The 21733-nt window shown below is 39.8% G+C and carries 17 protein-coding genes and 2 pseudogenes; 13 read left to right on the top strand and 6 right to left on the bottom strand.

All coding sequences use genetic code 11. The annotated features are described in order from the left end of the window. Positions 1 to 68 precede the first annotated feature (68 nt). Entirely contained in the window at positions 69 to 392 is a 324-nt protein-coding gene (locus tag IEX29_RS11365) for a DUF3889 domain-containing protein (protein ID WP_188734582.1), read from the top strand. A gap of 32 nt (positions 393 to 424) precedes the next feature. On the opposite strand, the gene IEX29_RS11360 is transcribed toward IEX29_RS11365, so the two are convergent. Beyond that, positions 425 to 967 carry a GNAT family N-acetyltransferase gene (locus tag IEX29_RS11360; RefSeq protein WP_188734581.1) on the bottom strand — a complete coding sequence of 181 codons (543 nt, stop codon included), beginning with the start codon at positions 965 to 967 and terminating at the stop codon, positions 425 to 427. Between the two features lie 249 nt (positions 968 to 1216). Between IEX29_RS11360 and IEX29_RS11355 the strand changes: the two genes are divergently transcribed. The 8 genes from IEX29_RS11355 to IEX29_RS11320 all read left to right on the top strand — a co-directional run bounded on the left by IEX29_RS11355 (position 1217) and on the right by IEX29_RS11320 (position 10518). Beyond that, on the top strand, positions 1217 to 2386 hold the full coding sequence (locus tag IEX29_RS11355) for a TraB/GumN family protein (RefSeq protein ID WP_188734580.1): 1170 nt from the start codon (positions 1217 to 1219) through the stop codon (positions 2384 to 2386). Between the two features lie 123 nt (positions 2387 to 2509). Then, the gene (locus IEX29_RS11350) at positions 2510 to 3730 is read left to right on the top strand and encodes a CNNM domain-containing protein (RefSeq protein ID WP_188734579.1); all 1221 of its coding nucleotides are present in this window, start codon (positions 2510 to 2512) and stop codon (positions 3728 to 3730) included. A 207-nt stretch (positions 3731 to 3937) separates the two neighbouring features. Next, on the top strand, positions 3938 to 4858 hold the full coding sequence (gene hprK / locus IEX29_RS11345; RefSeq protein ID WP_188734578.1) for an HPr(Ser) kinase/phosphatase: 921 nt from the start codon (positions 3938 to 3940) through the stop codon (positions 4856 to 4858). Between the two features lie 185 nt (positions 4859 to 5043). Then, on the top strand, positions 5044 to 5349 hold the full coding sequence (locus tag IEX29_RS11340) for a PTS sugar transporter subunit IIB (RefSeq protein WP_188734577.1): 306 nt from the start codon (positions 5044 to 5046) through the stop codon (positions 5347 to 5349). Between the two features lie 42 nt (positions 5350 to 5391). Beyond that, on the top strand, positions 5392 to 6693 hold the full coding sequence (celB, locus tag IEX29_RS11335) for a PTS cellobiose transporter subunit IIC (RefSeq protein WP_188734576.1): 1302 nt from the start codon (positions 5392 to 5394) through the stop codon (positions 6691 to 6693). Positions 6694 to 6743: 50 nt separating this feature from the next. Next, positions 6744 to 7055, top strand: coding sequence for a PTS sugar transporter subunit IIA (locus IEX29_RS11330; RefSeq protein WP_188734575.1), 312 nt, complete (start codon positions 6744 to 6746; stop codon positions 7053 to 7055). Between the two features lie 13 nt (positions 7056 to 7068). Beyond that, the gene (gene gmuD, locus IEX29_RS11325) at positions 7069 to 8472 is read left to right on the top strand and encodes a 6-phospho-beta-glucosidase GmuD (protein ID WP_188734574.1); all 1404 of its coding nucleotides are present in this window, start codon (positions 7069 to 7071) and stop codon (positions 8470 to 8472) included. Positions 8473 to 8568: 96 nt separating this feature from the next. After that, the gene (locus tag IEX29_RS11320) at positions 8569 to 10518 is read left to right on the top strand and encodes a BglG family transcription antiterminator (RefSeq protein WP_308423641.1); all 1950 of its coding nucleotides are present in this window, start codon (positions 8569 to 8571) and stop codon (positions 10516 to 10518) included. Positions 10519 to 10616: 98 nt separating this feature from the next. Here the strand turns inward: IEX29_RS11320 and IEX29_RS11315 are convergent. After that, positions 10617 to 12337, bottom strand: a pseudogene (locus IEX29_RS11315) (pyruvate oxidase). Positions 12338 to 12575: 238 nt separating this feature from the next. Between IEX29_RS11315 and IEX29_RS11310 the strand changes: the two are divergent. Next, positions 12576 to 13352, top strand: coding sequence for a Cof-type HAD-IIB family hydrolase (locus IEX29_RS11310; RefSeq protein ID WP_188734573.1), 777 nt, complete (start codon positions 12576 to 12578; stop codon positions 13350 to 13352). A 128-nt stretch (positions 13353 to 13480) separates the two neighbouring features. Here IEX29_RS11310 and IEX29_RS11305 read toward each other — a convergent pair whose 3' ends face one another. From IEX29_RS11305 to ascB, 3 genes are all read right to left on the bottom strand, one after another. Then, positions 13481 to 15352, bottom strand: a complete 1872-nt coding sequence (locus IEX29_RS11305; RefSeq protein WP_188734572.1) for a PTS beta-glucoside transporter subunit IIBCA — start codon at positions 15350 to 15352, stop codon at positions 13481 to 13483. Positions 15353 to 15523: 171 nt separating this feature from the next. Beyond that, complete coding sequence (licT, locus tag IEX29_RS11300) at positions 15524 to 16354, bottom strand: BglG family transcription antiterminator LicT (RefSeq protein ID WP_188734571.1); 831 nt, start codon at positions 16352 to 16354, stop codon at positions 15524 to 15526. Positions 16355 to 16594: 240 nt separating this feature from the next. Beyond that, positions 16595 to 18031, bottom strand: a complete 1437-nt coding sequence (ascB, locus tag IEX29_RS11295; RefSeq protein WP_188734570.1) for a 6-phospho-beta-glucosidase — start codon at positions 18029 to 18031, stop codon at positions 16595 to 16597. Between the two features lie 355 nt (positions 18032 to 18386). Between ascB and rlmH the strand changes: the two genes are divergently transcribed. Both rlmH and IEX29_RS27235 read left to right on the top strand, forming a co-directional pair. After that, a complete protein-coding gene (rlmH, locus tag IEX29_RS11290) occupies positions 18387 to 18866 on the top strand; it encodes a 23S rRNA (pseudouridine(1915)-N(3))-methyltransferase RlmH (RefSeq protein ID WP_188734569.1) in 480 nt (159 codons plus the stop codon). 123 nt (positions 18867 to 18989) lie between these two features. Then, positions 18990 to 19193: pseudogene (locus tag IEX29_RS27235) on the top strand (DUF5839 family protein). Between the two features lie 54 nt (positions 19194 to 19247). Here the strand turns inward: IEX29_RS27235 and IEX29_RS11285 are convergent. Then, positions 19248 to 20156: a LysR family transcriptional regulator gene (locus IEX29_RS11285; RefSeq protein WP_188734703.1), complete on the bottom strand. Its 909-nt coding sequence runs from the start codon at positions 20154 to 20156 to the stop codon at positions 19248 to 19250. A gap of 142 nt (positions 20157 to 20298) precedes the next feature. On the opposite strand from IEX29_RS11285, the gene IEX29_RS11280 reads away from it, so the two are divergent. Further along, positions 20299 to 21321 carry an alpha/beta fold hydrolase gene (locus IEX29_RS11280; RefSeq protein ID WP_188734568.1) on the top strand — a complete coding sequence of 341 codons (1023 nt, stop codon included), beginning with the start codon at positions 20299 to 20301 and terminating at the stop codon, positions 21319 to 21321. The last annotated feature ends 412 nt before the right edge of the window (positions 21322 to 21733 follow it).

Genomic DNA, 21733 nt, shown 5'->3' with positions numbered 1-21733 from the left:
TAAATGTGTGCATCTGATTAGCATAAAAACATAAAAACAACAAAAGCTAATGTTAATTAGGAGGTGGCATGATGAGCAGACTATATCGAGTCCTTATCTTCGCCGGTATTATTATCATTCCTTTGCTGATCGGGACCTGGGTGAATGCAGAGGAGCCGGAATATGCAGAGTGGGGGCAGGTTGCCATGAAAGAAGTCAAGGCGAAATATCCTCAAGATAAAATTGTAGATTATTTGCATGTAGGCAGACAAACCGAAGGAGAACAAACTGTCGAAACTTTTAAGCTTTGGCTGGTTAGCAAAGAGAAAGAGTTCGGTGTGATTATTGATATTTATTTTAAATCCAGTACCAAAGAAATTATTGAAGTGAAAATGAGAGAAACGCAGAAATAGAGCAGTGTCAAAAATGATTGGATGATAAACCACTAATGTGTCCATTCCCTTGCCAAAAGCCCATAAACAACTAAATCTTCATAATGATCGTATAGCCATTCCCCCTGCCGGATAATGCCCTCTTTTTGAAAACGGAGCCGTTCTGGAATGGCTCTGCTTTTTTTATTATGTGTTGCTGCACGGATTTCAATCCGGTTTAGCTGCAATGTATAAAAGGCATAATCAATCATCACCTGGACAGCTGCTGTCATAACCCCCTTCCCTTGATAGCCTGGATCTAACCAGTAGCCGATGGAGGTGCTGCCATTTTGCCAATCAATAATATTATAATTTATACAACCAATGAGTCTATCCTGATAAAAAATACCGAGATTAAGCGACTGTCTGCGCTGAGCACCCTGAAGGCACAGGTCAATAAAAGCTAAGCAGTCTGCCGGCTTTTTTGTCGCCTCAATCCAGGGAAGCCATTCACGGAGTTCACCTCTGGACTTTTCCACAGTTCTAAACAAGGAATTCGCATCCGGCATTTGCAGCTGCCGCAGCACCAGGTCTTCATTTATTTGATAGTGAAACATAGATAAGCCCCCATGTTTGTGTCTTTTTTTAGAGGATGTTCAAAAAGATATTTCATATTAACCTGAGAGACTCTGTTTAACAGCTTTTTGAACACGCACTTATAATCATTTTATTATCTTACTTCCTATATCATACGTTATTTGTGAGCTGATGTTTAATTATTTGTTGAAAATGTATTACAATAGGTTATACAAACTTAAAAAGGAACAATACTTTGGATTTTATCATAGCAGGAAGAAGGATGGTACATGAGTGAGGAGAACATCACAAGGCTCCATTTAAATGGGAAAGAATATGTTTTAATTGGGACAGCCCATGTTTCGAAAAATAGCGCTGAACAGGTTAAGGAAGTCATTGAAAGGGAGCAGCCGGATTCAGTATGTATTGAGCTGGATGCACAGCGTTTTCAATCTGTGAAGGATAATAATAAATGGAAAAACACAGATATCTTTCAGGTCATCCGTGATAAAAAAGCAGTGATGCTATTAATGAACTTGGCGGTTTCTTCCTTTCAGAAGCGGATGGCTAAGCAATTCGGCATTCGTCCGGGAGAAGAAATGATACAAGGTATAGAATCCGCAGAAGAAACGGGTGCAGAGCTTGTTTTAGCTGATCGGGATATTCAAATTACATTCTCAAGAATTTGGGGGAATATCAGCTTTAAAGGAAAAGCAATGCTGTTAATGCAGGTGTTTGGGAGTATTTTCAGCAGAGAGGAAATTTCTGAGGAAGAATTAGAAAAAATGAAGCAGCAGGATACGATTAATGCGATGCTGCAGGAGTTTACCGAGCACTTTCCAGACTTAAAGAAACCATTAATTGATGAACGGGACCAGTATTTATCGCAAAAGATTAAAGAAGCTCCCGGTAAGAAGATTGTTGCCATACTTGGTGCAGCGCATGTCCCAGGTATTACAAAAGAAATTGAAAAAGAGCAGGACTTAGAAAAATTACGGGCGCGTCCGCCAAAATCCAAGTGGCCGAAAGTAATTGGATGGACGATTCCTATATTGATTATTGGAATCATAGCCTATACATTTATCACAAATCCGGCTGCAGGATGGCAGCAAACTATCAGCTGGGTGCTGTGGAATGGCTCTCTCTCAGCTATCGGGGCATTTGTCGCGTTGGCACATCCATTAGCTGCTTTGACAGCATTTGTTGCAGCACCTTTTACTTCGTTGAATCCATTGCTTGCAGCTGGATGGTTTGCAGGGTTTGTTCAGGCTTATATTAAACGGCCGAACGTAGGAGATTTTGATTCATTAGCAGATGATGTGCATTCCGTAAAAGGTTTTTGGAATAATAAAGTAACACGGATTCTGCTTGTTGTTGTATTTGCTAATATTGGAAGCTCCTTAGGAACACTTATCGGAGGGGCAGATGTTATCCGGGTATTTATTCAGAATTTATCATAGGCATGTGTCTAAGATTGGACACATTAGAAAAAGATAGTTTTCAAAAAAGGAAAGCTATCTTTTCATATCTACTTAAAAAACGGCATCAGCAAACTAAAAATTTTCTTTAGGAGGAATTTACTCGTGATCATTGCGATCATTTTCTTATTATTTGTCTCTTTTTTCTTTTCAGGAAGTGAAACAGCCTTAACCGCAGCAAACAAAGTCAAGCTGCAGGCAAAGGTGAACGATGGAAATAAAAAAGCAGAAAAAATTCTTCATCTTATTTCTAAACCAAGTGAATTTATTACAGCTATTTTAATTGGGAATAATGTGGCAAATATTTTACTTCCTACACTGGTTACAATCATTGCAATAGATTATGGATGGAACGTAGGTATTGCTTCAGCTGTTCTAACAGTTACAATTATTGTATGTTCAGAAGTCATCCCGAAATCGGTAGCAGCGAGCTTTCCAGATCGTATTGCTAATTTAGTATATCCGATTATCCGAGCAGTTGTATTTATCCTTAAACCAATTACCTTTTTATTAAATGGATTGACTGGAATGATTACCAAAGCACTTTCCAAAGGAGAGGTCCAGGCAGGATCCGTTTCCAAGGAAGAGCTGCGGGCAATTGTTGATATTGCAGACTCAGAAGGAGCTTTTCAAAAGGAGGAGTCCTCGCGGATTCGGGGCGTATTTGATTTCTATCATTTGAATGTAAAGGACGTTCTTAAAACTCCTCGTGTTGAAATTGTTGGATTGGAGCATGAAGCAAGCTATCAGGAAGTCAAAGAATTAGTGCTTTCCAGCCCTTTTACACGATATCCGGTCTTTGGGGAGGATGTCGATGATATTGTCGGAGTTTTTCATTCCAAATACTTAATTGCCTGGAGCGATGGTAAAGAAAAAACGCTCGCAGATTATAGCGATATGGATCCGCTTCGTGTATATGAATTTAATAATATCGAATGGGTATTTCATAAAATGCTGGAGGAAAAGAAGCATATGGCGATTGTTCTGGACGAATATGGCGGCACGGAGGGTATCGTAACACAGGAGGATATTATTGAAGTGATGATCGGACAGGAAATTGAGGATGAGACAGACATAGAAGAGGATGCTTTGATTGAAAAACAGACAGAGACGGAAATTATCTGCGATGGGAAGATTACACTGCATCAGTTAAACAATACCTTTGATACAGATATTCCAGAGGAAGATGATGTGCTTGCAGCCTATATATTGAGAAATTTCTCCACCTTTCCGGAAGAAGGAGATGTTCTTGAACGTGAGAACCTGACCTTCCGCATCTTAGAAATAGATGGCCGCTATATTAAACGTGTTCAGATTATTAAATAGAGGGTGTGAAAAAACGGGATATTTTCGCACAGCTTTTCCGTTTCTTTGTGCTGATCAGATTAAAGCGAGCAAGCATATTCTTATCATGTCCAAAATTTGACGTAATAAATGCGTAAAATAGTGATTTCTCATACATGATCCTGTCTCTTTATCCTATAATTCGTTATAATATAGGGAAACTAGCAGGATAGAGAGGGGTGTGGAGCTTTGAAGTCTATCAGTGTAGAAGACTTGGTAAAAGAATTTCAATTAGAAGTGCTGGCTGGAGGGGACAAATTAGATCGTACCATCAAAAAGGCCAGGACACATCGCCCGGGTTTGGAGTTTATAGGTTATTTTGATTTTTTCCCGATGGAGCGTGTTCAGATTTTAGGGAAAAAAGAAATCAACTTTTTGAAGCAGCAGAATATTGAAGAGCGGAAGGAACGGATAGACCATGTGGTGAGCTATCATCCTCCATGCTTTATTGTTACTTCAAATCAAGAGGGGCTTACTTATTTAACTAAATTTTGTCAGGAAGAGAACATTCCTCTTCTGCGCACAGCGGATACGGCAGTTGATTTTATCGCCAAGGTAGATAATTATTTAACACGTCAGCTGGCAACGGAAATTGCTGTTCACGGTGTATGCCTGAATGTCTCCGGAATTGGTGTTTTAATCCGCGGGGAGTCCGGTGTAGGGAAGAGTGAGCTGGCGCATACCTTAATTGGACGCGGTCACCGCCTTGTTTCCGATGACATTGTTATATTGAAAAAAGTAAGCCATCAGACAATTCTCGGTACACATAATGATATTAACCGGGAATTTCTTGCTCTTCGCAGTGTCGGTCTCTTGAATGTTGTCCGTATGTACGGGAGAAAGGCGTTTCAGGATGAATCACGTATTTCTCTGGATATTGAACTGACAAAGTGGGAGAAGGATGCACTCAATAATGATTTGGAGTTAAAAACAGATCATGAGGAATACATGGGTGTAAAAATTCCAAGGATCGAAATCCAGCTCCAGCCAGGACGGGATGTAGCTGGATTAGTAGAAGCAGCTGCAAATAACTGGTACCTGCAGCAGCAGGGATATAAAGCTTCAGCAGAGTTTATGCAGCGTGTACAATGGGAAGAAGGAGACGATTGATTATTTCCTTTTGAATAAAATGGAGGCAAGAATTCATGATTCTTGTCTCCCTTTTTATGTAGTTAAAGATATTCATTTTATAGCCATTTCCGCTGCTAAGCGGAAAAACAATCGATTTTAATGTAAGCGCTTATTTAATAGAATGAGTGTAGAGGATAACCAAAACAAATTCAAGGGGGATAAAAATGAAGCATATTTTATTAGCATGCTCATCAGGTATGTCAACAAGCATGCTTGTAACAAAAATGGAAGAGACGGCATCTGAAAAAGGGATTGAGGTAAAAATCTGGGCAGTAGCACAGGATAAAGCATTTATGGAATTGGGAAAGGCAGATGTTCTATTAATTGGTCCACAAATGCGATTTTTGAAAAAGAAATTTGAAAAAGCTGCAGATGAGGAAGGTATTCCAGTCGACGTAATTGACCCCGTGGCGTATGGGAGACTGGATGGAGAAGCTGTATTAGAGAAGGCACTGTCTTTACTTTCTTGATATGGAGGGGAAATGTTTTGAATACAAAGGAGGTTTATTCGGATGGAAAATAGTAAATTTATGCAGCTACTCGAGAATATATTGCTTCCGATTGCAGATAAATTAAATAATAACCGTTATTTATCCGCATTAAGAGATGGTTTTATGGTCGCGCTGCCATTAATTATATTTGGTTCGATCTTCGTGGTTATCGCTAACTTCCCGTTCCTGGATTCCGTGATGAGTGAGAATGCGTTCGCGAGGTATCAGGAGGCTCTGGGTCCTGCTTCCGCATCAACGTTAAGTATCATGGGACTGTTTGTCATTATAGGTATCGGCTATAAATTAATTGAGCATTACAAAGGAGAAGCAATTTATGGCGGCGTAGTGGCGGTTGCCGCATTTATTATCTTAACTCCCCAAGTGCTGGAGGGAGTGGCCGGGGTTATCCCTGCCTCAGCGCTGGGAGCTCAAGGGATGTTCTTAGGGATATTTACTGCTTTTATTTCTGCTGAATTATATCGTTTTTTTGTACAAAAGAATTGGATGATAAAAATGCCCGCCGGAGTACCGGGAGCAGTGTCCAAGTCATTTAGTGCGTTACTGCCAATTGCGTTCACACTTTCCGTTTTTCTTCTTGTACGCATTCTGATGAGCTTTACACCGTTTGAGACCGTTCAAAACTTTATTTACACAGTTGTTCAGGAACCGTTGACCCAATTAGGGAGTGGATTGCCGGCGACGATTATTGCGGTATTGCTTATCCAGGTGTTCTGGTTCTTCGGATTGCACGGGCAAATTATTGTTAACTCTGTTTTTGACCCTATCTGGTATAGCCTGAACGAACAGAATTTATCTGCCTTCCAGGCTGGTGCAGAATTACCTAACATTATTACCAAGCAATTTATCGATTCCTTTCTAGTTGGTATGGGCGGATCAGGAATGACTTTAGCAGTCATTATTTTGATTATACTTATCGGACGAAGCAGACAATTAAAAGAAATTGGGAAATTAGGCGGTCCGCCCGGAGTTTTCAATGTGAATGAACCAATTATTTTCGGGCTTCCAATTATTATGAATCCGTTAGTGCTTATACCATGGCTTATTGCACCAGTAGTGGTTACTGTCATTACGTATGTAAGCATGTCGACAGGGCTCGTTCCAAAACCTGCCGGGATCATTGTACCATGGACAACACCGCCATTGCTCAGCGGTTTTCTGGCTACAGGTAATGCATGGCAGGGTGCTGTACTACAGGCATTTAATCTCTTCGTTGTGATGATTATTTGGTGGCCGTTCCTGAAAATTCTCGATAAAAACTATTATGAAACAGAAAAATCAGGAGAAGAAACCAAAGCAAGCTGATCGAAAAGATACACCAAAGAAGCAATCTTGTACAGGTAGGAGAGATAAATATGGATCAATCAAAAATGACAGAAACCGCCTTTCAAATTATCCTTTATGCCGGTAATGGGAAATCAAATGCAATGGAAGCTATCCAAGTTGCCAAAGAAGGAAAATTCGATGAAGCAGACAGGCTGCTTCAAGCAGCAGGAGACGAATTAACGAATGCACATCACTATCAAACTGCGTTATTGCAAAACGAAGCTAAGGGAGATAAGCAGGATATTAATCTTTTGCTTGTGCATTCACAGGATCATTTAATGAACGCAATGACAACGCGTGATTTAGCGATTGAAATCATTGAGTTATATCGAATGAAGTAATGGAGGTTTTTATATGACAGAGCAACAATATCAATTTCCTAAAGATTTCTGGTGGGGAAGCGCTACCTCTGCAACACAAATTGAGGGGGCAGCAGATGAAGGTGGAAGAGGAAAAAACATTTGGGATTACTGGTACGAGATAGAGCCGGAGCGGTTTTATAACCAAGTGGGTCCGGAGTATACTTCTGATTTTTATCATCGGTATCAGGAGGATATTGCATTAATGAAGGAATATGGGCATAACTCTTTTCGCTTATCCATTTCCTGGTCCAGGCTGATTCCAGGCGGTACAGGTGAAGTGAATCAGGAAGCTGTTTCTTTTTATAACCATGTCATTGACGAGCTGATTAAACAAGAGATCGAACCCTTTGTTAATTTGTTCCATTTCGACATGCCGCTTGAACTGCAGGAAATAGGCGGCTGGGAAAACCGTGATGTCACCGATATGTATCAGCAATATGCCAAAACAGCCTTTGAGCTTTTCGGTGATCGTGTCAAGAAGTGGTTTACATTTAATGAACCAATTGTACCTGTGGAAGGCGGTTATCTATATAATTTTCATTATCCGAATATTGTCGATGCCAAACGGGCTTTTCAGGTAGCTTATCACACAATTATCGCCCATGCAAAGGCAGTGAAGGTATTTAAAAAGCTTGGTATAAAGGACGGGAAGATTGGGATTATCCTTAATCTCACCCCATCTTATCCAAGAAGTGAAAATCCTGCAGACAAAAGGGCAGCTCATATTGCTGATCTGTTTTTCAACAGGAGTTTTTTAGACCCGGCTGTACTTGGGTATTATCCACAGGATCTGCTTGATCTGCTTGCTGAATATGGTCACCTTCCAGAGATAGAAGGCGACGATGCAGCTTTAATCAGAGAAAACACGATTGATTTATTGGGTGTGAATTATTATCAGCCAAGAAGAGTGAAGGCAAAGGAACATCTCCCGAACCCGCATGGACCGTTTATGCCGGACTGGTTCTTTGATAATTATGAAATGCCGGGAAGGCGGATGAACGAATATCGTGGCTGGGAGATTTATGAGAAGGGAATCTATGATATTATGATAAATTTAAGAGATAACTATCATAATATCGATTCATTTATTTCAGAAAACGGGATGGGTGTGCAAAACGAAGAGCGCTTTATAGTAGATGGACAGGTTCAAGATGATTACAGGATTACGTTTATCAGAGATCATTTAAAATGGCTGCATCAGGCGATTGAAGAAGGCTGTCACGCGAAGGGGTATCATTTATGGACGACAATGGACAACTGGTCTTGGGCAAATGCATATAAAAATCGTTATGGTTTCTTCTCTGTCAATCTGGAAACGAAGGAACGTACACCAAAGAAAAGTGCCTATTGGTTTAAGCGTATAAGTGAAAGACATGGGTTTGACGATGAAAAGTAAGTACGAGATGGAATAAAAAAGTATAATGTAGATAGATTTGTTACAAAGATAGGGAGAAGATGTTTTTGTAACGTCTTCTCTTTCGCGAGGGGTGTCATGATGGATAGGCGGCTTCGTTCTATATTGAAGGAATTAATTCAGGCAAAGAAAGCTTTAACAAGTAAATTTATAGCAAATATTAATCAAGTAACTCCGCGTACTACACAAGAGGATATAAAAAAATTGAATCAGCAGCTTCTTTCGCATGGAGCATCAATTCAATCAATAAAAGGCCGCGGGTATCACTTGAGTATCGAGGATGAGCATTTATTTCATGACTTCTTAACCTCAGCATTATATGAAAATAAAGATCAAGGGCAAATCCCAAATACACCGGAGCAGCGTGTGCGCTATATTATTCAGAAATTACTTGTAACCATGGACTATTGGAAGCTGGAGGATTTGGCCGATGAGATGTATATCAGTAAAGCAACCATTCAAAACGATATGAAATTAGTGAGAGAGCACTTATCTAAATTCTATCTGGATATCCTTGTGAAGCCGAATTATGGGATTAGAATTATCGGGGAAGAGATTAAAATACGGTTTTGTATGGCCGAATACCTGATTCAAAGAGGAAGTAATTCCAATGGCGATATATATGATGGCTTCATCAGACTGCCGAAAGAACAGACAGACTTTATTAAACAGACCATTATTGCACGTCTGGATGAGCAGCATATGACCCTTTCAGATATTGCCATACAAAATTTGTTTATTCATATTACCATCGCAGTGCTGCGAATTCAAAACGGCCATCCGGTCGATAATGACACCAATCCGAAGCAGGAGGTAAACCGCACAAAAGAATACAGGGTTGCAGAAAAAATTGTCGAGGATACAGAGAAGAAGTTAGGAGTAATCTTTCCTCCGACAGAAACCTCCTATGTTGCATTGCATTTATTGGGTACAAAGATACTTACATCTGCTGACACAGGCGAAAATCAGGATATAGAAAGCCTTCTAGACCCGGCGATTTATGAACTGGTTACTGCCATGTTAGACCAGATTGAGCTGGAGATGCACTTAAATATCCGCCATGACAGGGAGCTGATGATTAATCTGGGACTTCATTTGAAGCCGGCAATGAATCGGTATAAATATGGGATGAATATAAGAAACCCTATGCTGGAAAGCATTAAGAAAAACTATCAGCTTGCTTTCCAGGCGGCAGTACATGCTGGAGTTGTTATTGAGAAATATACGGATATTTCCATTGATGAAAATGAAATCGCCTACCTGGCGCTTCATATTGGAGCAGCAATGGAAAGGCAGAAGCTGAAGCAGGGGCCAAAGCGCTGTTTGATTGTCTGTGCTTCCGGAATGGGCACGTCTCAATTAATTTATTATCGGCTTAAGTCAAAATTTGATGGAAAAATAGATATCGCAGGAACGACAGAATATTATCGCTTATCCACGTATCCCTTAGAAGACATTGATTTTATTATTACGACCATACCGATTCATGAGGAATTAGGTATTCCTATTGTGGAAGTGAATGCAATCATAAGCAAGGATGATCTGCAGCATATTTCGTCATATATAGCTGGGAATCCATCTAACGTTATCCGGAATTATTTACAGGAGAATTATTTATTTTTAAATCAATCATGCACGGCTAAAGAAGATATTCTCGCATTTATGGTTAACGAAATTGAATCAGATCATTGGAAAAGAATCCAGTTTCTTGAATCTATTAATGAGAGAGAAAAAATTGCCCCTACCGCCTTTGGCAACCTGGTGGCAATTCCGCATCCATTAACGCCACAATCGACACAGACATTTATTTCAATTGCCACCTTAAAGGAACCGATCCCATGGACGACAGAGAAAAGAGTTCAGTTTGTGGTGCTGCTTAGTGTAAAGAAGAACAGCATAGAAGATTTACAGCCGCTTTATGAAATGATCAGCAAGCTGATTGAGCGTCCGGAAAGTTTACAGAAGCTTATACAGACGACAGATAAAGCGATGTTTATGCGAATGATAGAAACGATAGAGAAATTATAAGGATAAATGAGGATTTTGTACAATAATCCATATAGAGAAAGCATGATCATTTCTTGTGCCTGATCATGCTTTCTTTTTGATTGTAATGGAGTTTTTGATCACATCCGCTTCAATCCCTTACGAACCGGCGGAAGCTCCAGTTTCCCTTTTTCAAACAGCTTCTTAATCGTCTGCTTGGAATAGCTGGTTACCTGATCATAAGAAAGCTTGCCCGGAATTGGCGGTTCGTCTTCAATACAAACATCTATAATTGCCGGCTGGTTAAAGGACGCAGCAGCCTCCAGAGACGGCTTCAGTTCCTCAAACTTTTCGACGCGATAGCCTTTGCCGCCGCAGTTTTCCGCAAAGCGGGCAAAGTTAAAGCTCTCTAAGCCTGTCTGATAATCCAGATTCCCGCTGGCCTCCTGCTCGTATTTAATCATGCCAATCCGTTCATTGTTAAAAATGACCATAATTATTGGCAGATTATACTTCACCGCAGTCAGGAAATCCTGCATATTCATTGTAAATCCGCCATCACCACAGAGACCGATTACCTGCCGATCAGGAAAAGCCTGCTTACTGGCAATTGCTCCAGGAAGGCCGCAGCCCATCGTACCAAGCCAGCTGGAGATCAGAAAATCCTGTGTAGTTTTCATTCGAAAATGGCGTGCTGCCCACACAGTTACATTGCCAACATCAACAGACAGGATAGCATCATCCGCCGCAATTTTTTGGACTTCATGGATGACCTGCTGCGGTTTGATTGGAGTAGAGGTCTGCTCTTCATCAGCCTTCATATCCTCCCACCAGTCTGCCATTTTCTCCTGATATTTTTCTAAGAAATCACGTTTCTCCGACTGAGGCAGCTGTTCATTGAGCCAAGCGAGCGTTTTTTTCGAATCCCCGGCGATACCGACATCCACTGGATACCTCTTGCCAATTTGAAGTGGATTGCTGTCGATCTGAATACAAGTGACATCCTCTGGTAAAAATTCTGTATACGGATAAGAGGTACCAAGCAGAATCAGCAGATCGGTATCCTCCATCGCTTCATAAGCCGGTTTGGTTCCTATCATGCCCAGGTTACCAAGAAAGTTTGGATGTTCATCCTCCATAACTCCTTTAGCAGGAAGAGAAATAACCACAGGAGCTGCAATCCTGTCGGAAAATGCTGCCAGCTCTTCCTTTGCCTGTTTCGCTCCTGTTCCGGCTAAAATAATTGGCTTCTTCGCCTTTTCAATGAAGGTGACGGCTTCCTGCATCGCAGCAGTATCCGGTTCAAGTTCTGGTGCTTCATACAGTACGGCGTTTTTCTGCACCTTATTTTTGATCTTCTCTGCAGAAATATCATCAGGCAGGGTTAACACAGCTACTCCTTTTTTCGCATAAGCCGTCCGGATGGCCTGATTAACCATAGAAGGGAGCTGTTCCTCTGAGACAACCTGCTGGTTATAAACAGCGACATCGTCAAAAATACGTTCCATATTTACTTCCTGAAAGCCATCGGTCCCAATCTGATCCGTTGGAACCTGTCCGGCCAGTACAAGAACAGGGGCGTGATCCTTTTTCGCATCATACAAACCATTTAATAAATGAATCGCCCCAGGTCCTGCAATCGACAGACAAACGCCGAGCTTTCCAGTCAATTTCGCATAAGATGAGGCTGCGAGTGCCCGGCTTCTTCATGACGAACCTGAATATATTTTATCTTATCCTCTGCTTTCCGCAGTTCTTCCATCAGATTATTAATTGAGTCGCCGTGCATCCCGTAAATATGGTCCACACCCCAGCCTGATAGCTGTTCAACGAGTACTTTTCCTGCACGATCATCAAACATAAAATATGCCTCCTATTTAAGAGAGTTTTAATTTTTATATCAATGAAGCGGCTTTTTAGAACGCTTCTTTTTTGCCTACTTTGTCTATTCCACAATAAGGAGAACATGAAACTTGTAAGGATAGGAAAAATTGGAAATGAAAACAATTCGGAAAAAGACAGAAAGCCTAGCTTTTCCTCCCGTTATCTTTTAGAATAAGGATACATTACTCCATCAGGACATGTGAGGAGGTCAAAAATTGACAAAGAGACCAATCGTATTCTTTGATTTAGACGGAACATTATTGACAAGCGAAAAAAAAGTAGCAGAAAGCAGCGTAAAAGCAATTGAAAAACTAATTGAGAATAACGGAATACCTGTCCTTGCAACTGGAAGACCTGTATTTGAAACAAAGGAATTGCAGGCAGAAACAGGGATTCAATCAGCTGTATTAATGAATGGACAGTTTATTGTACATGAAGGAGCTGTTATTTATCGTAACCGAATTAACCCTGTCGAATTAAAAAAATTGGAAGAGTATACAGAACAAAAAGGTGTAACAATCTGTTACCACACAGGTGAACGGATATACACAACAAATGATAAATCTGAGCTGCTAAAGAAGGACTGTGAGTATTGCGACAGAGAGCTGCCAATTGTCGACGATGATATCTATATGAATAAGCCGGTCTATCAGGTCGAAATATTCATTGAGGAAGGCGAAGAAGAGTATCAGGAGAAATTTCCGAATCTCCAATTTGTCCGCAACTCTCCCTACAATTGCGATGTTTTTCCAAAAGGCATCTCCAAAGCAACAGGCATAAAGGAATTCTTAGAAGTCACTGGATTTTCTAAAGAGAATACATATGCTTTCGGCGACGGGTTGAATGACTTAGAAATGTTTCAATTTGTGAAAACATCAATAGCAATGGAAAACTCTGTAGAGGAAATTAAGGAAGCCGCGACATATATTACGAAATCGCATGATGACGATGGGATTGCGGATGGAATGAAGATGTGCGGGCTGATTGATTAGGGAGAGAGTGAAGAATAGTCTCTTATTGCTGGAGAAAAGCAATTTCTGTTTCTCGCTCGTATAAATATTATCCTTCATTCAAATAAAGAGATAGCTGCTATTTCCAAAACGCAGCTATCTCTTTTCGTTTATTCTTTTGGAACCAGTGTGAGCAGTGTATCTGATTCTTTTAGGTTTTTTCGATTAGTAGGTTCAATCACACTGTATTGATTGGAATTCGTGATAATAACAGGTGTCGTTATTTCATAACCTGCTTCTTTAATCTTATCCATATCAAATTCTACAAGTACATCGCCGACTTTAATTTTATCTCCTTCTTTAATATGGGAGATGAAATGTTTCCCGTCCAGCTGAACAGTATCCATACCTACGTGGATTAAAATCTCTGCTCCTTTATCAGAAGCAATTCCGATAGCATGCTTCGTTTTAAAAGCAACGGTAATTGTTCCGTCAACCGGAGAAACAACACGGCCAGCTGTTGGTTCAATTGCAATACCTTGTCCCATGGCTTCTGAAGAGAAGGTTGGGTCGGCCACTTCTGTTAAAGGTTTGGATGTTCCTTCTATTGGATTCATGATTTGTTCGTCAACTGTTTCAATTGCTTCATTTTCATTACCTGCATCAGGTCCTTTGGCAGGATCATCAACAGGATCTTCAAATCCAATAATATAAGTGATAACAGCAGAAATGATAAAGGATACAGCAATCCCGATTACCATCGCTAAGAATCCTTGACCGCCCGGACCATAGAAAATTGGCAGGGTAAGTATTCCAGGGGCTCCAGTGGAAAACGCAAGCGTGCCGCCATAACCGATAATGGCCCCGCCGACTGTACCACCTATACAAGCAGCGATAAATGGCTTTTTCAATCTTAAGGTTACCCCGTAAATGGCTGGTTCTGTAATCCCAAATAAAGCTGTGATTGTTGCTGATCCGGATAATGCTTTAAATTTCTTGTTTTTTGTTTTTAAAAATACGGCAAACGCAGCTCCAGCCTGGGCAAATACGGAAGCACCTGTAGCCGGCTTAATTCCATCTCCGCCGTAAACAGAAATATTATTGATGATGACTGGAGAGAGCCCCCAGTGAATACCGAAGATAACTAGAATTTGATACAGACCTCCGAGAATAGCACCTGCCAGTAGTGGGCTGAAATTGAATCCGGCAAGAACAATATCTGCAATTTTGATACCAAGTGTTATTCCAATTGGCCCAAAAATAATTAACGTTGCAGGAACCATCACGATTAATAAAATAAGTGGTGTTAAGAAATTTTTAACACTTTGATGAATGAAACGGTTACACAACTTTTCCAAGTAACTCATTAAAATGATAGATAGAATAATAGGAATAACCGTTGATGTATAAGTCATCATGACAACCGGAATTCCCAAGAAGGTAATGGACATATCCTGTTCTGCTACATCAATGATAGATGGATAAACAAGTGCCCCGGCAATCGCAATTGCAGTATAAATATTTCCTCCAAATTTTCTGGCCGTTGTCACAGCAATTAGAATGGGGAGGAAATAAAATAAACTGTCCGAAGCGGCATTAAGTATAATATAAGTGCCATCTTCATCGGTAAGCCAATTTAAATTATCAGCAATCATTAACAGCCCTTTTAGAATCCCGGCACCGGCAAACACGCCAAGAAAAGGAGCAAAAATGCTGGAGATAACATCGATAATTCTGCTGACGATATTTCCTGAATTCTCGTTATTCCCTTGATTAGATGTTTTATTATCATCGAGAATGTTGGAATGTTCTCCAATCGCACGGTAGACTTCAGGAACATTATTTCCAATAACAATCTGATACTGTCCGCCGCTTTCTTGAACGGTAATAACACCATCTACATCCTCTAATTTTTCTTTATTGGCTTTTGCATTATTTTTTAGATTAAAACGTAATCTGGTTGCACAATGTACAAGTGAGATGACGTTACTTTCACCGCCGACATATTTAATTATATCTTTGGCTGTTTTTTCAAAATCCATAATAACCCTCCTGTTTTCTTTCTATATCATATAAAAAACCTAAGCCAACACGACGCAGACAGTACATAGAAATATGAACCATCTTTGTCCATTGACTTAGGTTTTGCCTGCCTCATCAGTAACAATCCTAAATGCAATAGGTATTCAGTTTAGAAATCTTTATATATTTTATCAACGATTAACAACCCGTTCAATATGAATGGTCAAATATAGCATTTCTTCGTTCGTTAAATCGTGATCGTATTCTTTCTTAATAAAATTCTTTATTTTTTCCGTACATTTGGAAGCTTCCTTATGCTTCTGCTTAATCATAATGTACAGATAGTCATCGTCATTTTTATAATGTGAGCCGTTGAAAACACGCTGAGAAAAGTATTTTAAATGGGTGATAAAGCGCCCATAATTCAAAGAATCTTCATCAAATTCCACATTAAAATGATACTTAACAATATTAATCACTTGCTGAATGAATTTGGTTGTATAAACGGTATGCTCAGTCTGTTCATTCATCGATGCTTCCAAAATATGAATGGCAATAAATGCAGCTTCATCCTCTGGAAGCTGTATATCAAAGGATTGATTAATCCGTTTTACAGCACGCTGACCTACAGCAAACTCATCTTTATAGATTTGCTTTATTTCCCATAAAATACCGTTTTTAATTTCAATACCTTGTTTATATCGCTCCATTGCAAAATGAATGTGATCCGGAAGTGATAAATAAATCTTTTCATTCAAATCCGTCTGCAGTGTTTCCTTGGCATCCTGGATAATCTCCTCCACATGAGTCATTAATTCAGCAGGGATTTCTCGCAAAAGTAATTTGAAATTATCAAAAGTCTGGCGATCCTTCAAGGTGAATACCTTTTCAATTTTGGATTCATCTACTTCCTCACCGGCTTTTTTCTGAAAGGCAAGGCCCCTGCCCATCATAACCAGCTCCTGCCCGACTTCATCAAATGTACTAATGACATTATTGTTAATGACTTTATCAATTTTCATATTTATTCCCTTCCTCCACAAGTATCCACGATGGAAAATGAAAAACCCAAGTCAAAGTAAGAATAAAGACGTAGATGCCTCATTCTGCAACTTGACTTGGGTTTTGCCTGCATACCAGTAACAATCCCTAAATAATCTAGTAATATTATAATCTCATATTTGTAAACTTGTCAACGTTTTCACTATATACTATTTAGATAACCGCCAGCTGTGCAGAAGAAAGAGTAAAAAATGTTTGAATTAATCTAAGTCCCGTCCATTTGTAGCAATTACTTTCTTATACCAATCGAAGCTTTTCTTTTTGGAACGTGTATTTGTACCATTTCCCTGATTATCACGATCAACATAGATATAGCCATAGCGTTTTTTCATTTCGCCTGTGGAAGCACTGACAAGGTCAATTGGCGCCCAGCTTGTATAGCCCAGAATAGGAACACCATCTTCTATGGCTTCTCCCATCGCCTGGATGTGTTCGCGCAGGTATTCGATGCGGTAATCATCTTCAATATTTCCATTTTCATCTGGATTGTCCATTGCACCGAGTCCATTTTCAACAACAAATAATGGCTTTTGATAACGATCATACAGCTGATTCATTGTAATACGGAAACCAAGTGGATCAATTGTCCAGCCCCATTCGGATTTCTTCACATATGGGTTATTAGCAGAACCAAAAACATTTCCGCTTGTTGATTGACGCATCACTTCCGGATCAGAGCTGATTGTTCTGCTGGAGTAGTAGCTAATGCCAAGATAATCTACCGTATGGCTTGCAAGAATTTTTTCATCGCCCGGATTTGTAACGAGTGAAATATTATTCTCTTTAAAGAAACGCTGTGCATAGCTTGGATAATATCCGCGGGCCTGTACATCAATAAAGAAGAAGGACTCTCGATCACGATCCATGGCCAGTTTCACATCTGCAGGATTACAGGAATGAGGATAAAACATCCCTGCTGCAAGCATACAGCCGATTTGCGCATCCGGAATAATCTCATGACATGCCTTTACTGCCAACGCACTGGCAATCAACTGATGATGTGCTGCCTGATACTGGATCTGCTTCACATTATCGTTCTCTTGGAAAGTAAGCCCTGCTCCGGTAAATGGCAGATGAAGCAGCATATTAATTTCATTGAAAGTGATCCAATACTTCACTTTATCCTGATAACGCTGGAAAACAGTCTTCGCATAATGCTCAAAGAGCCCAACAACCTCTCTGGAACGCCAGCTGCCAAACTTTTCAACTAGATGAACAGGAACATCGAAATGAGCAAGTGTCACAACAGGCTCAATATCATACTTTTTCAACGTATCAAATAAATCGTCATAGAAGCGCAGCCCCTCTTCATTTGGAGCTTCCTCTTCACCTGTTGGAAAAATACGTGACCAGGCAATAGAAATACGCAGCGCTTTAAAGCCCATCTCAGCAAATAAAGCAATATCGGATTGATAATGATGGTAAAAATCAATTGCTTCATGAGAAGGATAAAATTCACCCTCTAACGGCTCTAAAGAAGGAACAAATCCCTTCATAATAGCCTTACGCTTTTCTCCAGTCGGCATTAAATCAACCGTTGTTAACCCCTTGCCGCCTTTACGATAAGCACCCTCTACCTGGTTCGCGGCTAGTGCTCCACCCCATAAAAATCCGTCTGGAAAAGCATTGTTTGTCATAAATCCAACTTCCTTTCTTTTTAAGAATGAAATAACATCAAAGGATAGAATTTTGTTTAATAAAAAAACCTGACAAAATAAAGCACGGTAATAGTGCAGTATCTTGTCAGGTTATGCCCGCTAAAGGTAACATTCCTTTATGTTATGTATGCGTTTGTAATTAATACGATTTTAATTTATCAGAGAAGAAAGGAGAAGTCAATAATTTGGGTTGAGGAGATGATAAGATTCGAGGGCTCATTTTTGGAAGAGGACTAATGATTAATCTAGGGAAATTGGTAACTTTTCATGGGAGGTGTGGTAACATAGAATCACATTATAGAGAATCATATCAATTAAAAAAAGGAAGATTTTAATGAATATAACCCTTGTCACTGTAGGAAAGCTGAAGGAAAAATACTTAAAGCAGGGCATCGATGAATATAAAAAGCGGTTAGGCGCTTATGCAAAAGTAAATATAGTCGAGGTAGCAGATGAAAAAGCACCAGAGACGATGAGTGAAGCGGAAATGGAAGAGGTGAAGCGTAAGGAAGGTGAGCATATTCTTGCGCAGGTTCATCCGGATGCTTTTGTGATTACGCTTGAAATCGAGGGGAAGATGCTGAGCTCAGAGCAGCTGGCCAAAAATCTGGATGAGCTTGCTACTTATGGGAAGAGCAAGGTTGTGTTTGTGATTGGCGGTTCGCTTGGGATTAGTGAGGATGTGCAGAAGCGGAGTGATTTGGCTTTGTCGTTTTCTAAGATGACGTTTCCTCATCAGTTGATGCGGCTGGTGCTGTTGGAGCAGATTTATCGGAGTTTTCGGATTATTAGAGGGGCTCCTTACCATAAATAACGGTAAATTAATACCCTCAAATATAGATAAAGAGAGTAAGTTTTATCTATTTATGCATATATAAATTGCTCTTCAATAAAATTACTTCAATAAATATCCATTGCTTAGATATTGATCTAGGCAATGGATATTTATTTTGAAAATGGAAATTTGAAATTAAATACAGATAAAATGTATCACTGGCATATTCATAAAAGATTAAGAGATACGCCGATTGTGTAGGGCGATACAGTATTAGTTCAAACAAAAAGAGGGAATAGACCCATTCTTGTTATGAATGTTTTTGTGAAGAAGATAAAGAAAAGAAACAAAAATATAAACGCGTAATCAAGTTGTTGGGAAAAGCACCTGAAAAAAGCCTTGCTATTAAAAGTTAAAAAACTACTTTGATATATTGTCTTCTGTAAAAACTAGAATCTCCCTTGCTGTTTCAATGAAAGATAATATAATTGGTGAAAGCCACTTGTCTTTATGCCATGCCATATGTGTATATACATCCAAGTTTGGAAACGGCCAAGGAAGAGCAATAAGTTCGCCACGTTCAACTTCGACTTCAGTTACTATTTTAGGAAGAAAGGCAATACCGATTCCTGAGATTGCACATTGTTTAATGGCTTCTGCACTTTGGAACTCTATAGGTGAAATACTGTCAATGTCACCTTTCTTAAATGTTTGATCAAACATTGTTCGATAGGGGCAACCTTTTTCATTAATCAGGAACACCTCTCCGTAAAAATCTTCAAGCTGTATTGCAGTTTGTTTAGCCAGTGGATGGTCTGGAGCAACAAACAAGCGAAAATTTTCTTCTGTCAATGCTTCCACTGCAAGTCCCGTTGATTGAATGGGTTCGTCAAGTATAAAGGCGACATCTGAGGTACCCTCAAAGAGCGTTTGTTTAAGTTGTTGATTTGAAACAGAGCGAAAGATAAGGCGAACTCCCGGATACCGAAAACGGAAAAGTTTAAAGACCTCTGGAAGTCGATAGGCACAAACAACTTCGTTCGCACTAATCGTTAGAGTACCACTAAGAATTTCATTGTCATGAACGGAGCTGCGTGCTTCGTCTAATTTGTTAAGAATGTCTTGGACATGAATTAGAAAACGTTTACCCGCAGTGGTGAGAACGAGCTGCTTTCCCAAGCGGTCAAAAAGACGAACATTAAGCTCTTCCTCCAATGCTTTTATTTGCATCGTGACGTTTGAAGGTACATAGTTTAGTGCTTCAGCAGCTCGACTGAAATTTAAAGTTGTTGCAACCGTATGGAATGTATTCAGTTGGCGTAATTCCATCATAGTTCCCCCTCTCGCTTTCAATATTTTTGAATGCTACTATTAATTTTGTTCACTTTTATTGAATGTAACACAGCTTTATACTTAATAACAAGAAATACATTTTTAATGTTGTGTTTCATTTAGAAAGGAGTGACAATTCATGGAGGATTTTGAGATTTATAATTTAGGTGATGTAACATTGCAGTCTGGAGTGACATTACCAAATGCTTTTCTTGCTTACAAGACTTATGGAACATTAAATGGAAGAAAAGATAACGTTATCGTTTATCCAACGGCTTTTGGTGACCAGCATGTTAATAATGAATGGTTAATTGGAAGCGGGATGGCACTGGATCCTGAGAAATACTTTATTATTGTTCCCAATCTATTAGGGAACGGGTTATCTTCGTCTCCAAGTAATACGCCAGCACCGTTCGATAAGGCTAATTTTCCACAGGTAACAATCTATGACAATATTCAATTACAGTATCGACTAGTGACCGAAAAATTTGGCATTCAGAAGATTGCTCTTGTAGTTGGGTGGTCAATGGGAGGTCTTCAGTCATTTCAATGGGGGGCGATTTATCCTGATATGGTAGAACGAATTGCCTCATTCTGTGGAAATGCAAAGACTTGGCCGCAAACGTATGTGGTCCTCGATGGACTTAAGGCTGCGCTTATGGCCTCAATTGGCTCAAATTCTACTAAGTTAAACCAATTGACCTCTGAAGACATGCGTGCAGTTGGACGTGTCTATGCAGGATGGGGATTATCACAGACTTTCTATAAAGAAGAACTTTTCCGGGAAATGGGATTTGACTCCTTGGAAGATTTTGCAGTAGGAGTTTGGGAAAATAGTTTTATGAGTATGGATCCGCACAATGTACTAGCCATGTTATGGACAGGACAACATGCAGATATTAGTGCTAATTCCCTGTATAACGGAGAATTTGATGAAGCACTAAAAAGCATAGAAGCGATTACTTATATCATGCCGGGAAGTACAGATCTTTTCTGCACTGCAGATAATAATGAATATGAGGCTAATCTAGTATCTAATTCTGAATATCACCCTATTGAATCAGTATGGGGCCATTTTGCTGGTCGTGGAATTAACAGTACTGATAATACATTTATTGATGACAATTTAAAGCGCTTATTGGGGCTTCGAAAAAACAGATAAATTGTTTTTGTTATACCATCATTAAGAGACGGTTGCCCTAGTAATCGTCTCTTTCTTTTACGAGTGGCAGCACATACATCTATAAGGTGCAAGTCCTGAATGCGCCGAACAGCCGGTAAGCATTAGCTGGCATGTAGTGCGTTGACTGTGAGGTAGCGTGCGGAGGACATGAAGGCAAACCTCTGAACAGATCTGGTATCCCAAGTTGGCATGGCGAAGCTCGAAAAGTCCAATGGTTCATGCGTCATTAGATAATGAATTCTTCTCTGAACTTGGTTTAATAAGTCTTGTATCTGTTTATGATGAACTTTATCTCTATCTCTAAAAGCGATATATGAGAGGAGTCACATGCGTAGATCTGTGAGAGGCGTGGCCAGTAATGGCGACGCCTACTCGGTGGTGTGTGTTCTGC

The organism is Oceanobacillus neutriphilus (assembly GCF_014645515.1).
Classification (GTDB): domain Bacteria; phylum Bacillota; class Bacilli; order Bacillales; family Amphibacillaceae; genus Oceanobacillus; species Oceanobacillus neutriphilus.
This window is presented reverse-complemented; position numbering and strand designations above follow the sequence as displayed.